The following is a 15591-nucleotide window of genomic DNA, read 5'->3' as shown; positions in this document are numbered from 1 at the left end:
CTTTGCGCACGCAAAGCCTCGAACCACGAGGGCGTGCCCCGATGCCCGAGTGCCACGCCCTCGTGGTTCGAGGCTACGCTACCGCTCCGCACCTCACCATGAGGGCTACTGGAGCCCTGCAGTTGACCCTCGGTAGTTATCCGCGAAAGGCGAAGTTCCCATGAAATACGCCGCCATCCGCGCCGCCTTCGAACTGCTCTGGCTCTCCCGCCTGCCGGCCCTGTCGCGTGCCCTATCCCGCTCGCGCGGCGTCATCTTCACGCTGCACCGCGTGCTGCCGGAAGCCCCCGAAGCCTTCTCCCCCAACGCGATCCTCCAAATCCGCCCCGATTTCCTCGACTACGTTATCGAGCGCGTCCGCGACATCGGCATCGATATCGTCACCCTCGACGAAGCCGTGGAACGCCTTGCCGCCCCCAAAAAGCCAAAGCCCTTTGTCGTCCTCACCTTCGATGACGCCTATCGCGACAATCTCGAATACGCCCTGCCAATTCTCCTCCGCCACGAAGCGCCCTTCACGCTCTATGTGCCCACCGCATTCGTGGATGGTGTCGGCGAACTCTGGTGGCAGGCCATCGAAGACATCATCGCGCGCCAGGAGGCCGTCGCCTTCACCGAAAATGGCGAGGTCGAATATGTCGATACATCAACCACGGCGCAAAAGAAGGACGCCTTCAACCGCCTCTATTGGCACCTCAGAAAACTCCCCGAGCCCCAGCGCCGCGCCTTCCTCGCCGAGTTCTGCCACAACTACGGCTATGACCTCGAAAAGCAGTGCCGCGACCTGATCATGAACTGGCAGGAGCTGCGCCTCTTTGCCGGCGAACCGCTCTGCACCATCGGCGCCCACACCGTGCACCATTGTGAACTGGCAAAACTCCCGGAAGACGAAGCCCGCCAGGAAATGCTGCAATCAGTTGAAGTGATCCAGGCCCAGTTCGGCATCCGCCCGAGCCATTTCTCCTATCCACTCGGCGGCCCGCTCTCCTGCGGCCCAAGGGAATTCGCACTGGCAAAGGACCTCGGCTTCAAAACCGCCGTCACCACCCGCCCCGGCGGCCTCTACCCCCACCACCTCGAAACCCTCACCGCGCTCCCCCGCGTCTCGCTCAACGGCTACTTCCAGTCCGAGCGCTACGTCGACGTCTTCGCGAGTGGCGGCATCTTCACGGTGCTGGGCAAGCTGACTGGCTGAGCCCTTCTTCACCTCTCCCTTTGGGGGAGAGGTCGGCGCGCAGCGCCGGGTGAGGGGGCCTTTATCGGGCGGAGTCCGGCTTCGCCATCCACCGAATGATCGCCATGGCCGGAAACATCCAGCCCATGCCCGCCACGATAAAATAGACAATAAGAACATACCACGGAAGCTCCGGCGGAAACGCCAGATAGACCGATGTGGCGAGGCACGCCCAGACCACGATGGAAGCCACGCACAAAAGCGCGCCGATCAATTTGCGATTGCTTTGGGTCATGTGCGGCATCTGGACTGTTGCGACGGAGCAAGGGTGGCATTACCACTCCGCCAGCCCCATCGATACCGGAATATCGTCGTGACCCCTCAGCACAATGCCGCACCCGGACAGATCAGCTACGCAAGCGACCTTCTTCGGCCCGTCCGCATCTGGCTTTACGCGCTTGCTAGCTTTGTCCTGCTGATCGTGGTGGTCGGCGGCATCACGCGGTTAACGGAATCGGGTCTTTCCATCACCAGTTGGAAGCCGATCTCGGGGACGATTCCCCCGCTCAACGACGCCCAGTGGCAGGCCGAGTTCGAAGCCTACCAGCAGATTCCACAATATTCGCTCGTCCATTCCTGGATGGATATCAACGATTTCAAATACATCTTCTTCTGGGAGTGGTTTCACCGCCTCCTCGCGCGCACGCTGGGGCTGATCTTCATTGTCCCCTTCGCCGTTTTCCTCTTCCAGAAGCGCCTGTCGCGCAATCTGGCGCTGCCGCTGTTTACGCTCTTCATTCTCGGCGGCTTCCAGGGCTTTCTGGGCTGGTGGATGGTGTCCTCAGGTCTTTCCGAACTGACCTCCGTTTCTCAATACCGCCTCGCCGCCCACCTCTGCGCCGCCTCGCTGCTCTTTGTCGCGCTCATTTATGTCGCGCGCAGCATCGAGCCCGGCCGCGTCCTCGGTCGCGTCAATTCCTGGCACCTGACCACCGCTATCATCCTGGACGTACTCCTGATTTTCCAGATCGGGGCAGGGGCCTTCGTCGCCGGTCTCGACGCCGGCATGGGCTACAATACCTGGCCGCTGATGGATGGCGCCATCATCCCCAAGGGCCTGTTCGTCATGGACCCGGCCTGGCGCAATCTCTTTGAAAACGCCCTCACGGTGCAATTCATCCACCGCGGCATCGCCTATGTCATCGTCGCCTATATCGCCTACCTGGTCTGGCGCCGCTCCAAAGATGGTGGCTTTGGCGGCGTCCACGGCTGGCTACCGCGCATCGGCATCCTGGTCCTGCTCCAGGTTGGCCTCGGCATCGCAACCCTCCTCGCCAGCGTCCCCATCTCGCTGGCCGTCGGCCACCAGTCCCTGGCCTTCATGCTCGCCGGCGCCACAGCCGCCTATATCGCCGACATGCGCCGGGTTCGATAGGAACACGGGCCGACACCAACCACCGCGTCATTCCCGCGAAAGCGGGAATCTCCGGTGTCCTGTGAATGCGGTAATATGATACCGCATCCATAAGTCATTGAAATTGCAAGGCTTTCTAAAGTCGCTTGACGACATGGAGAATCCCCCTTAGAGACCCCTCCGAAACCTGTGATCCGTCCTTTTGGATGGGGTCACAAACCAGAGTTTTCTAGGGATTTCAACAATGACCACTTACTCGGCAAAACCGAGCGAGATCGAAAAGCAGTGGATCCTCATCGACGCCGAAGGGCTGGTCGTGGGTCGTCTTGCTTCGATCATTGCTACGCGTCTGCGCGGCAAGCACAAGGCCACCTTCACGCCTCACATGGACATGGGTGACAACATCATCGTCATCAATGCCGAGAAGGTGAAGCTGACCGGCCGCAAGCTCGATCAGCACCGCTTCTACTGGCACACCGGCTACCCCGGTGGCATCAAGGACCGCACCGCTCGCGAGCTCCTCGAAGGCCGTTTCCCGAACCGCGTTCTGGAAAATGCCGTCCGCCGCATGATGCCGGGCGGCCCGCTGACCCGCGCCCAGCTCAAGAACCTGCGTGTTTACGCTGGCGGCGAGCACCCCCACGAAGCGCAGAACCCGAGCAAGCTCGACGTCGGCGCGATGAACTCCAAGAACGTCCGGGTGAAGTAATATGGCTGAAACCATCAACTCTCTCGAAGCCCTGGGCACCACCGCTGCTGCTCCCGCTGCCTCCTCGGCTCCGGTCCACGTGCAGAAGCTCGACTCCCTCGGCCGCGCCTATGCCACCGGCAAGCGCAAGAACGCCGTCGCTCGCGTCTGGATCAAGCCAGGCAAGGGCAAGGTGACCGTGAATGGCCGCGAATTCGCAGCTTATTTCGCGCGCCCGGTGCTCCAGCTCATCGTCAAGCAGCCGATCGTGGCTGTTGACCGTCTCGACCAGTACGACGTCAACGTCACCGTCGCCGGTGGTGGTCTGTCCGGTCAGGCCGGTGCCGTTCGTCACGGCATCTCCAAGGCCCTCAACTTCTTCGAGCCGGCACTGCGTCCGACCCTGAAGAAGGGTGGCTTCCTGACCCGCGATAGCCGCGTCGTCGAACGTAAGAAGTACGGCAAGGCCAAGGCCCGCCGCTCCTTCCAGTTCTCGAAGCGCTAAGCTTCAAACCCAAATTCGTGGAAAGGGCCGGGCAACCGGCCCTTTCTTTTTGCCCGGATTGGGGTTTGATAAGCTCAAACCCGGGAGCCGCGATCTCCCCTTCTCCCCTTGTGGGAGAAGGTGCCCGTAGGGCGGATGAGGGGTATCGATCTATCAATACTGCCAGCACTCTACCTGAACCCCCCTCGCACATGCCCAGCCTCGTCACCCGCTTCCACCTCCTGATCTTCTCGGTGACGCTCTCCATCACGGCCGTCGCCATCCTGCGCGTACCGGCCGATTTCCTCTTCCCCGCCCATTGGCATGGCTCGGACGCCGACTGGCTCTGGCCGCGTAATACCGCGCTGGCCGTCGCCCCCATCGTCCAGGCCGTATCGCTGCTCGCCTTCTTCGCCCTCGGCCGCGCCCTCACGCGAAATCACATGGCCAAGGTCCGGCACATTCTCGATCCGGCCCTAAGCCTGCTTCTCGCCGTGCCCGCCGCCTACCAGTTTGGTCTGCTGTTCATGGGCATCGGCTCGGACCTCGATGTTATCCGGGGCATCGGCTTCCTTTTCGCCGCCGTGCTTGTCCTTTTGGGGTTCGTACTCTTCCATGCCGAACGCCACAGCTATGGTGGCCTTCGCATGCCCTGGCCCATCCGCTCCGACCGCGCCTGGCTCATCGTGCATCGTTCCAGCGGCCTCGTCGCGGCGCTGGCCGGGGCAGGGGTGGCCGAGCTGGCCTGGTTCGATGCCGGCCCCGGCATTCTGGCCCTTGCCTTCGCCGTGAGTCTCGTCGCCTTGCCGCTCTTCGCCGGCCTTGTGACTCTGGCCGTAAACCGCGCCTGACAACTTCTATTCCCTCGTTCCGCAAACAGAATGAGAAAATTCTTCTAACGCGGCAAGAAATGGAACGGCATGCGCTGCGATAAAACCGTGGCGGGCGTATGGTTTGGCCAATCTGCGGGCATTACGCTTAAGTTTTGAGCAAGTGACCTGCCAGCCGAAAGGTCACCTCATGTCTCCCACGTCCGTTTCCGCGGCGCGCGCGCCCAAAGCGCCCAAGCCGTTTTACGCCAGTTTCGGCTTCCAGGTCCTCGCGGCCATGGCCATCGGCCTCCTCCTAGGCTTCGTCGCCCGCAATATGGGCCCCGACGCCGCCGGCAATGCCAATTGGCTGACCCAGACCCTCGCCACCATCGGCTCGTCTTTCGTGTCGCTGTTGCGCGCCCTGGTGCCGGTTCTGGTCTTCACCGCCATCGTCGCCTCCATCGCCAATCTGCGCGAACTCAATAACGCGGCCAAGCTCGTCTGGCAGACCCTTCTCTGGTTCGCCATCACCGCGCTCATCGCCGTCATTATCGGCATTGCCCTGGGCCTCATCATCCAGCCCGGCCTCAATACCGAAGTCGCGGCCGAAGCTGCCAAGGTGCCGTCGTCCACTGGCTCCTGGCTCGATTTCCTCAAGGGCCTGATCCCCTCGAACATTTTCGGCCTTCAGGCGTCCACCCGCGTGTCCGATAGCGGCGCGACCACCAGCCTCTCCTTCAACGTGCTGCAGATCCTCGTGATCTCCATCGTCGTCGGCATTGCCGCCCTGCGCGTCGGCCCGGCCGCCGATCCGTTCATTGCCTTCACCCGCTCGTTCCTCAAGGTCATCCACAAGGTTCTGTGGTGGGTGATCCGCCTGACGCCCATCGGCACCATCGGCCTCCTCGGCAATGCTGTCGCCGTCTATGGCTGGGACGCGCTGGCCCAGCTCGGCTGGTACTCGGCTGCCATCTATATCGGCCTCGCCATCGTGCTCTTCGTCGTCTATCCGGTCCTGCTACAGGCCCATGGCCTCAACCCCATCCGCTATTTCCAAAGCGCTTGGCCGGCCATCCAGCTCGCCTTCGTGTCGCGTTCCTCCATCGGCACCCTGCCGGTCACCGAACGCATCACCGAACAGAACCTCGGCGTGCCGCGTGAATACGCCGCCTTCGCTGTCCCGCTCGGCGCCACCACCAAGATGGATGGCTGCGCCTCCATCTATCCGGCCATCTCGGCCATCTTCGTCGCCCAGTTCTTCGGCATCTCCCTCGGCATCGAGCATTATCTGCTGATCGCCTTCGTCGCCGTCATCGGCTCGGCCGCCACGGCCGGCCTCACCGGCGCCACGGTCATGCTGACCCTGACGCTCTCGACCCTCGGCCTGCCACTCGAAGGCGTCGGCCTCCTGCTCGCCGTCGACCCCATCCTCGACATGGGCCGCACCGCCGTCAACGTCGCCGGCCAGGCCCTGATCCCCACCATCGTCGCCAAGCGCGAAGGTATTCTCGATCAGGCCACTTACGACCGCGGCGAAAGCATCGACGCTCTCGACGATGTTCAGGCCGTTCCGGCACAGTAATCGCCGCACCGATAATGCCGATCAAAGGGGGAGGCCATGCCTTCCCCTTTTTTCATTGCTACGGACGATCACGCTGGCCCAGTTGGAACTTCTCCTCAATTGACCGGATTCCTTGTCTAAGGAAAAATCCCTGACCCCTTGAGAAGGAATGATAATGGCTGATTTGCGTGGAGCGTGGGACGTCCGTCGTAAGGCGGTCACCTTGGGTATGGTCTCCAATGTGATCGGAGCGTCGGCCGCTGCTGGCGCCGCGATTGCGGCTTGGCTCAGCACCATGGGTCAGGCCGACTTCACGCAATGGGCGCTGATCCTTGCCGGCATTGGTGGCGTTTTCGTCGCCAAGGGCACCGTTATTCTCGCCATTGCCGAAAGCCGGCCCTATGCTCCCAACGATAGTGTCTCCGACCTGAAGCGGAGCATCGAGGCCTTCGAGAATCGCGCTGCCGCGCGGAACAAGGCGATGGCGGAGCGGCTGGAACAGCTCGAAGCGGAGGTGAAATACCTCAGCACCCACACTCAGCGGGTCGGCACTAAACAGCCTTCTTGAGCGAAAGCTTCTTGGCCTTGGATTTCCGCGCCACCTTGGCAGCCTTGGGCACGAAATTGGCCATCACGCGCTCGATCACCTTGATCGCCTTGTCTGTGCCGTCCTCGCTCCTGAGCTTTTCAGCCACGAGCGCAGCATTGCGCCGGTAAGACTCATTGCTGTTGAGATCGGCCAGCGCTTCGGCCAGCAATTCCGCCGTCAATTTGCGCAGCCGGATCGCCTTCGGCCCGCACCCGAGTTCATAGACGCGCCGCCCCCAATAGGGCTGGTCCATGGCCTGCGGAACGACGAAGGTCGGCCGCCCCAGATGCAGTCCCGCCGAAGTCGTACCGGCCCCGCCATGGTGCACCACCGCGCTCACATAGCGGAACAGCCGGTCATGCGGCGCCTTCTCGATCGGAAAAATCGTATCGGGCAGATCGCGCGGATCGATCCCGCCCCAGCCGCGTGCCACCACGGCCCGCCCGCCCCAAAGCTCCACGGCCTCTTTCAAAATCCGCGTATTGCGCTCGGCACCAAACGGCATCGAGCCAAACCCGATATAGACCGGCGCTTCGCCCGCCGAAAGAAACGCCTCAAATTCCGGCGTCGGCTCCCAGTGGCTGCGGTCGCGCAGGTTCCAGTAGCCGGTCACCAGCGCCGTTTTCAGCCAGTCGCGCGGGCGTGGGCTTACGGCCGTCGAATAGGCATAGAGCGTCGTCAGCGGCGAACCATCGGTATTGGTGAAAACCCCGCCCATATTACGCGCCTCGAGCCCCATCAGCTCGCGCCGCAGCCGGTTGCGCGGCAGGTTCCAATAGGCCTGCTGCATGGTCGCAGCGGTATAGGAGAGCTTGTTGAGCGTCGGCCCAAGATCGTCCGCGACGTAATACATCGAAAGCGGAAATTCGCTCGTCGAACTCATCGGCTGCAGCGCCGTCATGATCGCGGGCACTTTCAGCGCCTCGGCAATATCGATGCCGAAGCTGGTGTTCATGTTGACGATGATCGCTTCCGCGCCTTGGCACATGCGCCAGGCCGAGCGGGCGGCCGTGTCGATGATCTGCTGACCCTGCTTGAGCATCCACGGGCCATTGATGAGCATCGAACTGCTCATCGCATTTTCGAAGCGCGTTTCCTTGAGGAACGACTGGATCGATGGTCCGAGAGACTGAAATTCGATTCCATAGCCTGTCACCAGGCCTTCAAATTCCTCGGTTGCGCCGAGGGCGACGTTATAGCCACGTTCCTGCAGCGCCAGCGAAAGCGCAATATAGGGTTGAACGTCGCCTTGCGTGCCGATCGTCACCAGGGCAATGCGCTTCAAGTGTGGAACCTCATCATACGCCGCTATGCCCGAAGGTTGTTCCGCTTCGGGCCATTTACAAGACCCTGCAGAGGAATTATGAACGGCCTGTCGATTGTTGCATTTCTTACAAAAACGACCTTCGAAGGGCAAGAGACATGGTGTCTCCATTCACTGTTGCATTGGTTCGAGCACGTCTCGCCGGCAAGGTGATTTCTGCTGCCCTTGTGGCGGCACCTGCTGCCGCCGCGGCGGCAAGCGCCCGATAGCTCTTCCCGCGTGGCCAATGTGTGGCCGGGAAGAGCCGAATAGATCGTTTGGTCCCGAAATGGGGCCTTTAACCCGTTCAAAACCATAATTCCGCGATAATATGCGCCGCATCATGGCGCAGCGCTCACCGCGCGTCGCGACAGTTCAGGGTCTCACAGAGACCTTCCGAGGAAAAAATGAGCGCCGACTTCCACAAAATCCGCCGTCTCCCCCCCTATGTCTTTGCCCATATCGATCCGCTCAAGGCCAAGGCCCGCGCTGAAGGCGTCGACGTGATCGACCTCGGCATGGGCAATCCGGATATGCCGACGCCCGAGCACATCGTGGCCAAGCTCCAGGAAACGGTGAAGGATCCGCGCACCCATCGCTACTCCACCTCCCGCGGCATTCCCGGCCTCCGCAAGGCTCAGGCGAGCTATTATGGCCGCCGCTTCGGCGTAAAACTCAATCCCGATACCCAGATCGTCGCGACCCTGGGCTCCAAGGAAGGCTTTGCCAATATGGCCTCGGCCATCACCGCCCCCGGCGATGTGGTGCTCGTGCCCAATCCGACCTATCCGATCCATTCCTTCGGCTTCATCATGTCGGGCGGTGTCGTCCGCTCCATGCCCGCCGATCCCAACGAAGATTTCATGCGCTCGCTCGACCGGGCCGTGCGGCACTCGATCCCCAAGCCCATCGCATTGGTGCTGAACTACCCGGCCAATCCGACCGCCTATACCGCCGACCTCGATTTTTACACCGAGGTGGTCAAGTATTGCCGCGCCAACGACATCTTCATCCTGTCCGATCTCGCCTATTCCGAGATCTATTTTGACGAAGACGCGCCACCCCCATCGGTGCTGCAGGTGCCCGGTGCCATCGACATCACCGTCGAATTCACCTCCATGTCCAAAACCTATTCCATGCCCGGCTGGCGCGTCGGCTTTGCCGTCGGCAACGAACGCCTCATTGCTGCGCTGGCCCGCGTAAAATCCTACCTCGACTACGGCGCCTTCACCCCCATCCAGGTCGCAGCCACGGCGGCTCTGAACGGCTCCGATGATGTCATCGAGGAAGTCCGCAAGGTCTACAAGATGCGCCGCGACGTCCTCGTCGAAAGTTTTGGCCGCTCCGGCTGGGATATCCCTGTGCCAAAGGCCACTATGTTCGCCTGGGCCCCGATTCCGGCCCAGTTCGCCCATCTCGGCTCGCTCGAATTCGCCAAACTTCTCATTCAGGAGACCGGCGTTGGCGTCGCGCCGGGCGTTGGCTTCGGCGAATATGGCGACCAGTACATTCGCCTCGCTTTCGTCGAAAACGAACAGCGCATCCGCCAGGCCGCCCGCAACATCAAGAAGCTCCTTGGGAGCAAAGGCGACCAGAGCAACGTGTTGCCGCTCACGGCTGCAACCAAGTAGTTTGCGCTTCGAGGGGGCGGCGTCCCGCCTCCTCGACACAATGGAATAGCCGCGTGCACGCAGATCTGAGCGCCGCAATGCAATGCTTCTACTACGATAGAGGCGTCTGCCGCTCGTGCACGCTCATGGGCACGCCATACGATGCCCAACTCGCCGCCAAGGTCGAGCACGCCCAAAATCTGCTTGCCGCGTGGCCGGATGCCCTTTGGCTTCCGCCCATGGCCAGCCGCCTCGATGGCTTCCGCAACAAGGCAAAAATGGTCGCCGGCGGCACGCCCGAGGCGCCCACTCTCGGCATCCTGGATCCAACCCAGCACGGCGTCGATCTCACCGAATGCGGCATTCTCGCGCCCGGTCTGCGCGCCGCCTTTGAGCCCATCAAGACTTACATCTCCCGCGTCCGCATCGCGCCCTACGACGTTCCCAACCGCCGCGGCGAGCTCAAATATGTGCTGCTGACCGAATCCGCCGATGGCCAGTTGATGCTGCGTTTCGTGCTCCGCTCGACCGAAGCGCTCGGCCGCATGAAAAAGCATCTACCCGGCCTCCTGACCGATCTACTCCAGCTTGCAGTTGTCACCGCCAATCTCCTGCCCGAACACAAGGCCGTCCTTGAAGGCGATGAGGAGATCACCCTCCACGGCGGCGAAACGCTCCCCATGCGCCTCGGCACTTCCGTCCTGCACCTGCGCCCCGCCAGCTTCTTCCAGACCAACACCGAGATCGCCCAGGGGCTCTACCTCCAGGCCAAAGAGTGGATCGACGAACTTGCCGCGCAGTCGATCTTGGATCTGTACTGTGGGGTAGGGGGCTTCGCCCTCCATGTCGCCGCCCCCGGTCGCCGCGTCCACGGCGTCGAACTCAGCGCCCCAGCGGTCGACTCGGCCCGCCTCAGTGCCAGCGAAGCCGGGCTCACCGACGTAACCTTCTCCGTCGGCGACGCCACCGCCTTGGCGGCTGGCCCCACGCCCGACGCAGTCATCGTCAATCCGCCCCGGCGCGGCCTCGGCGAAAAACTCTGCGCCACGCTTGAGGCGACCGCTGCCCCGACGATCATCTACTCAAGCTGCAACGCGGTGACCCTCGCCCGGGACATCGCCGCTTTGCCCTCCTACACGCCGCAGCGCATCCGCCTCTTCGACATGTTTCCGCAAACCGACCACTACGAAGCCATGGTCCTCCTCGCCCGCCGGCCATAACCCGTTGTATTTGTCGCGCTACCGGGCGATACGGGCCAAAAATCCTATTGACCTCTAGGCAAGTTCCTATGCACATGTCGCCCACCATGAGCGATATTCAGTCCTTCCGCCAATCCGTCGAATCTTTCATCTCCGCCCGCGGTTGGACTCCCACCCGTTTCGGCCGCATCGTGGCGGGCGATCCGCTCTTCGTGTTCGACCTGCGCGATGGCCGCGAGCCGCGCAGCGAAACGCGCGCGCGCATCCTCAAAGCCATGGCCGAATTCGGCGAAACGGAAACGCAAACCCCGCTCCGCATCGGCGTTGCCGGCCTCGGCAATGTCGGCGCCACCCTCGTGCGCATCCTGCAAAAAGACGGCGCCGAGCTGAACAAAAAACTTGGTCGCCAATTGCAGGTCACCGCCGTTGCCGCGCGCTCGCGTTCCCGCGACCGCGGCATTGATATTTCCGGCCTCGAGTGGTTCGACGATCCGGTCGCCCTCGCCAAATCCGACAGCATCGATCTCTTCGTCGAACTCATCGGCGGCGAAGATGGTCCGGCCTTCGCCGCGGTCAAAGCCGCCCTCGAAAAGGGCCGCCCCGTCGTCACCGCCAACAAGGCGCTCCTCGCCAAACACGGCGTGCTGCTCGCCAAACTCGCCGAGGAATCCGGCGCCCAATTGGGCTTCGAAGCCGCCGTTGCCGGCGGCATTCCCGTCATCAAGACCCTGCGCGAAGGTCTTGGCTCCGCCCGCATCGCCAAGGTCTTTGGCATCATGAACGGCACCTGCAATTACATCCTGACCCGCATGGGCAATGAAGGCATCTCCTTTGGCGATTGCCTCAAGGATGCGCAGGCGCTCGGCTATGCCGAAGCCGACCCGACCTTCGACGTCGAGGGTTTTGATACCGCCCACAAACTCTCGATCCTCGCCACGCTCTGCTTCGGCTATGAGATCGCGCCCGACAAGATGCGCATCGAAGGCATTTCGCGCATCACCCAGCACGATATCCAGGTCGCCGCCGACCTCGGCTATAAGATCAAGCTTCTCGGCATTGCCGAGCGCACCGAAAACGGCATCGAGCAGCGCGTGCACCCCACCTTCGTGCCCAAAGGCTCGGCCATAGCCGGCGTCGATGGCGTCATGAACGCGGTTGCGCTCGAAACCGACCACGTGCACGAGCTTCTCCTCGCCGGCCCCGGCGCCGGTGGCCCGCCCACCGCGTCCTCGGTCCTTTCCGACATTCTCGACATCGCCCGCGGCACCCGCGTACCCCCGCTCGGCGTGCCGAGCGACGAATTGCTGCCCTATCGCGAGGCGCCCGCCCGCGCCCATGAGGGCGGTTTCTATCTCCGCCTCGCCGCCAAGGACGTACCCGGCGCGCTCGCCGCCATCACCACGCGCATGGGCGAAAAGTCGATTTCCATCGATTCGGTCATTCAGCGTTCCGATCTTGCTGCCAAGGCAATGGCATCAGATGGCTCGTCCACGCGCACCGTCGTGATGATTACCCAACAGACTTTGGAATCATCCGTGCGCGAAGCGCTTGCGCAAATCGCTGCGGACGGCTTCATAGTCGGCGAACCGCAACTCATTCGCATCGAGACGCTCTGACACCCTCCGGTGTCGGGCACCGGGAGAAAAAATGAAGCTCAGCAAGGCCGATGACGGCAAATCGCCGGCGCACCTCCATCGCTCGCTGACCCTCGAAATGGTGCGCGTCACCGAGCGCGCCGCCATCGCCGCCGCCGAATGGCGCGGCAAGGGCGATGAAAAAGCCGCCGACGAGGCCTCCGTAAAAGCCATGCGGGCCGAACTCGACCGCGTTTCCATCGCCGGCCGCATCGTCATTGGCGAGGGCGAAGAATTCGAGTGCGACGATCTCTATGTCGGCCAGCCCGCCGGCATCGGTGAGGGGCCCGAGGTCGATATCGCCGTCGATCCCCTCGAAGGCGTCACCCTCTGCGCCAAGAACCAGCCCGATTCCCTCGTCGTCCTCGCCATGGCCGAACGCGGTGGCCTCCTCAACGTTGCCCGCAACGTCTACATGCACAAGATCGCCATCGGCGCCGAATACCCCGCCGAGACCGTCAATATCGAGTGGTCCGCCACCGAAAACGTCAAGGCTCTGGCCAAGGCCAAGGGCGTGCCCGTCTCCGAAATCACCGCCATCGTCCTCGATCGCCCGCGCCACGCGGGCCTTCTCGAAGAACTCCGCATGGCCGGCGTCTCGGTAAAACTTTTGAGCGATGGCGACATTGCCGGCGTTATCCACGCGGTGAACACCGAAGATACCGGCGTCGATATCTATCTCGGCTCCGGCGGCGCTCCGGAAGGCGTCCTCGCCGCCGCTGCCCTCCGCTGCATCGGTGGCCAGATGCAGGGCAAGCTCATCCTCGACACCCCCGACAAGCGCACCCGCGCCCGCGAAATGGGCATCACCGACCCCAACCGCATCTACAATGTGGGCGACCTCGCCTCCGGCGACGTCCTCTTCTCGGCCACCGGCATCACCGACGGCTCCCTCATCGAAGGCGTAAAACTCCGCCGCCAATGGGTCGAAACCTCCACCGTCGTCATGCGCTCCTGGAGCCAGACCACCCGCTGGATCAAGGCAAGGCATGCGCGCTGAAAGGCGATCCATCTGAGACCTCATGGTGAGGTGCGAAGCGTAGCGCAGCCTCGAACCACGAGGTCGTGTCGCCGCTGCCTGCAACTACCCCTTCCCCCCCTCCGCCAAATCGCCTAACACCAGCCCATGCTGGAAACGCGCCGCAACTTCCTTGATGTCACCCAGTCGGTCCTCGGCCGCGCCTGGGTCGATAGGCTCGACACATCAGGCGCCCGCATGGCCACCGCCATCGCCCAGCGCGCCGGCATTTCCGACATTCTGGCGCGGATTCTCGCGGGCAGGGGCGTCGATATTGACGGCGCCCAGGCCTATCTCGAGCCCACCATCCGCAATCTGATGCCCGATCCATCGACGCTGACGGCCATGGATGATCTCTCCGACCGGCTCGCCCGTGCCATCGCCGACAATGAGTCCATTGCTCTCTTCGGTGACTACGACGTCGATGGCGCCAGCTCCTGCGCCCTGATGGTGCGCTATCTCGCCCATTTCGGCCTGACGCCACAGGTGCATATCCCCGACCGCATCTTCGAAGGCTATGGCCCCAATATCGCCGCCATGGACAAGCTGATCGATGCCGGCGCCTCGCTCATCATCACGCTCGATTGCGGCACCACCAGTGACGCGCCCATCGCCCATGCCCGATCCCGCGGCGCCGATGTCCTCGTCATCGACCATCACCTTTCCGATCACGACCTGCCGCCCGCCACGGCGCTGGTCAATCCAAACCGCCCCGACGACATTTCGGGCCTCGGCTATCTCTGCGCCGCCGGCGTCACCTTCATGGTGCTGGTCGCCACCAACCGCACCCTGCGTCAGCGCGGCGATACCGGCCTGCCGGATCTGCTGAAATTCCTCGATATCGTCGCCCTCGGCACCGTCTGCGATGTCGTGCCCCTTGTCGGCCTCAACCGTGCCTTCGTCCTCCGCGGCCTCGAAGTTGCCCGCCGCGGCGATAATCAGGGCATGGCCGCCCTGGCCCTTGCCGCGCGCGTCAGCGGCCCGCTCAATCCCTATCACCTCGGCTTTCTCATCGGCCCGCGCATCAATGCCGGTGGCCGCATCGGCAACGCCGCCCTCGGCACCCAGCTTCTGGCGCTCGATGACGAGCACCAGGCCCTCGTCATCGCGGCAAAGCTCGACGAGCTGAACACCGAGCGCCAGCGCATCGAAGTGGAAGCCGTCGAGGAAGCGACCTCCGTCGCCGCGGCCGAAATCGGAGCAGGCGAGGGACCGCCCATCCTCGTCCTCGCTTCCGCCAATTGGCACCCCGGCGTCGTCGGCCTCGTCGCCGCCCGCCTCAAGGAGCGCTTCGATCGCCCCGCCTTCGCCATTGCCCTCAATCCCGATGGCACCGGCACCGGTTCCGGCCGCTCCATGCCCGGCGTCGATCTCGGCAGCGCCGTCATCGCCGCGGTCGAGGCAGGCTTGATCCCCAAAGGCGGCGGCCACGCCATGGCAGCCGGCGTCACCCTGCGCCCCGGCGATCTCGGCCCCTTCCGCTCCTTCATCTCCGACCGGCTAAGCGGCAGCGTCACCACGGCCCGCGCCGCCTCCGCCCTCAAGATCGACGCCGCGCTCACCGCCCGCGGCGCCACCGTGGATCTCCTCCACAATATCGAGCGCGCCGGCCCCTTCGGCTCGGGCAATCCCGGCCCCGTTTTTGCTTTTCCCGCTCACAAGGCGCGCTTTGCCCAGGTGGTCGGCAAGGGCGGCCATGTCAGCTTCACCCTCGCGTCCGACGACGGCGCCAAGCTCAAGGCCATCGCCTTCCGCGCCGCCAGCACGCCCCTCGGCGATATCCTGCTGCGCGATGCCGATCACCCGCTCCACTTTGCCGGCAGTCTCTCGCTCGATCATTATCAGGGCCGCGAGCAGGTCCAGTTCCGCCTGACAGATATCGCCCGGATTCCGCGTTAGCGCGGAAACTCTATCTGATCCAATGCGTTACTCGCCTCGTAGTCTGTTTGAGACTACGCGAGGGATAGTGACGTGCGTGCTTCATCCAATGCTTTCGGCAACATGGGGAACCAAGGCTTTTCAATCGCTTGGCCTGTTTCCCGGAATCATCGTTTCAGCCGCTTTCATCAGCTCTTTTCGGCCGCAAATCCTGTTGCCGCCGCTTC

14 protein-coding genes are annotated in these 15591 nt (G+C 63.0%); 12 read left to right on the top strand and 2 right to left on the bottom strand.

The window, feature by feature from the left end; genetic code table 11:
* Positions 1-160 precede the first annotated feature (160 nt).
* Complete coding sequence (locus tag ASD83_RS05640) at positions 161-1195, top strand: polysaccharide deacetylase family protein (RefSeq protein WP_056308720.1); 1035 nt, start codon at positions 161-163, stop codon at positions 1193-1195.
* A 61-nt stretch (positions 1196-1256) separates the two neighbouring features.
* On the opposite strand, the gene ASD83_RS21100 is transcribed toward ASD83_RS05640, so the two are convergent.
* The gene (locus tag ASD83_RS21100) at positions 1257-1469 is read right to left on the bottom strand and encodes a DUF2842 domain-containing protein (protein ID WP_162249125.1); all 213 of its coding nucleotides are present in this window, start codon (positions 1467-1469) and stop codon (positions 1257-1259) included.
* A 78-nt stretch (positions 1470-1547) separates the two neighbouring features.
* Here ASD83_RS21100 and ASD83_RS05630 point away from each other — a divergent pair, with 78 nt between their 5' ends.
* The 6 genes from ASD83_RS05630 (at position 1548) to ASD83_RS05605 (ending at position 6701) form a co-directional block, all read left to right on the top strand.
* Complete coding sequence (locus tag ASD83_RS05630) at positions 1548-2609, top strand: COX15/CtaA family protein (protein ID WP_056308717.1); 1062 nt, start codon at positions 1548-1550, stop codon at positions 2607-2609.
* Between the two features lie 223 nt (positions 2610-2832).
* Positions 2833-3297 carry a 50S ribosomal protein L13 gene (gene rplM / locus ASD83_RS05625; protein ID WP_056308715.1) on the top strand — a complete coding sequence of 155 codons (465 nt, stop codon included), beginning with the start codon at positions 2833-2835 and terminating at the stop codon, positions 3295-3297.
* Between the two features lies 1 nt (position 3298).
* A complete protein-coding gene (rpsI, locus tag ASD83_RS05620) occupies positions 3299-3781 on the top strand; it encodes a 30S ribosomal protein S9 (RefSeq protein WP_056308713.1) in 483 nt (160 codons plus the stop codon).
* A 191-nt stretch (positions 3782-3972) separates the two neighbouring features.
* Positions 3973-4611: a hypothetical protein gene (locus ASD83_RS05615; RefSeq protein ID WP_056308712.1), complete on the top strand. Its 639-nt coding sequence runs from the start codon at positions 3973-3975 to the stop codon at positions 4609-4611.
* A gap of 169 nt (positions 4612-4780) precedes the next feature.
* Positions 4781-6154: a dicarboxylate/amino acid:cation symporter gene (locus tag ASD83_RS05610; RefSeq protein WP_056308710.1), complete on the top strand. Its 1374-nt coding sequence runs from the start codon at positions 4781-4783 to the stop codon at positions 6152-6154.
* 154 nt (positions 6155-6308) lie between these two features.
* Complete coding sequence (locus tag ASD83_RS05605) at positions 6309-6701, top strand: hypothetical protein (RefSeq protein ID WP_156385764.1); 393 nt, start codon at positions 6309-6311, stop codon at positions 6699-6701.
* On the opposite strand, the gene ASD83_RS05600 is transcribed toward ASD83_RS05605, so the two are convergent.
* Positions 6685-8007 carry a glycosyltransferase gene (locus ASD83_RS05600; protein WP_056308706.1) on the bottom strand — a complete coding sequence of 441 codons (1323 nt, stop codon included), beginning with the start codon at positions 8005-8007 and terminating at the stop codon, positions 6685-6687. The genes ASD83_RS05605 and ASD83_RS05600 overlap by 17 nt on opposite strands.
* Before the next feature lie 425 nt (positions 8008-8432).
* On the opposite strand from ASD83_RS05600, the gene ASD83_RS05595 reads away from it, so the two are divergent.
* From ASD83_RS05595 to recJ, 5 genes are all read left to right on the top strand, one after another.
* On the top strand, positions 8433-9656 hold the full coding sequence (locus ASD83_RS05595) for an LL-diaminopimelate aminotransferase (RefSeq protein WP_056308704.1): 1224 nt from the start codon (positions 8433-8435) through the stop codon (positions 9654-9656).
* A 53-nt stretch (positions 9657-9709) separates the two neighbouring features.
* Positions 9710-10855 (top strand): methyltransferase domain-containing protein, encoded by a 1146-nt coding sequence (locus tag ASD83_RS05590; protein ID WP_200946461.1) that lies wholly within the window; start codon positions 9710-9712, stop codon positions 10853-10855.
* 254 nt (positions 10856-11109) lie between these two features.
* Positions 11110-12450, top strand: a complete 1341-nt coding sequence (locus ASD83_RS05585; RefSeq protein ID WP_056309905.1) for a homoserine dehydrogenase — start codon at positions 11110-11112, stop codon at positions 12448-12450.
* A gap of 31 nt (positions 12451-12481) precedes the next feature.
* Positions 12482-13468: a class II fructose-bisphosphatase gene (gene glpX, locus ASD83_RS05580; RefSeq protein ID WP_056308700.1), complete on the top strand. Its 987-nt coding sequence runs from the start codon at positions 12482-12484 to the stop codon at positions 13466-13468.
* Positions 13469-13594: 126 nt separating this feature from the next.
* On the top strand, positions 13595-15385 hold the full coding sequence (recJ, locus tag ASD83_RS05575) for a single-stranded-DNA-specific exonuclease RecJ (RefSeq protein WP_056308699.1): 1791 nt from the start codon (positions 13595-13597) through the stop codon (positions 15383-15385).
* Positions 15386-15591: the final 206 nt, after the last annotated feature.

The organism is Devosia sp. Root685 (assembly GCF_001427875.1).
GTDB lineage: Bacteria > Pseudomonadota > Alphaproteobacteria > Rhizobiales > Devosiaceae > Devosia.
This window is presented reverse-complemented; position numbering and strand designations above follow the sequence as displayed.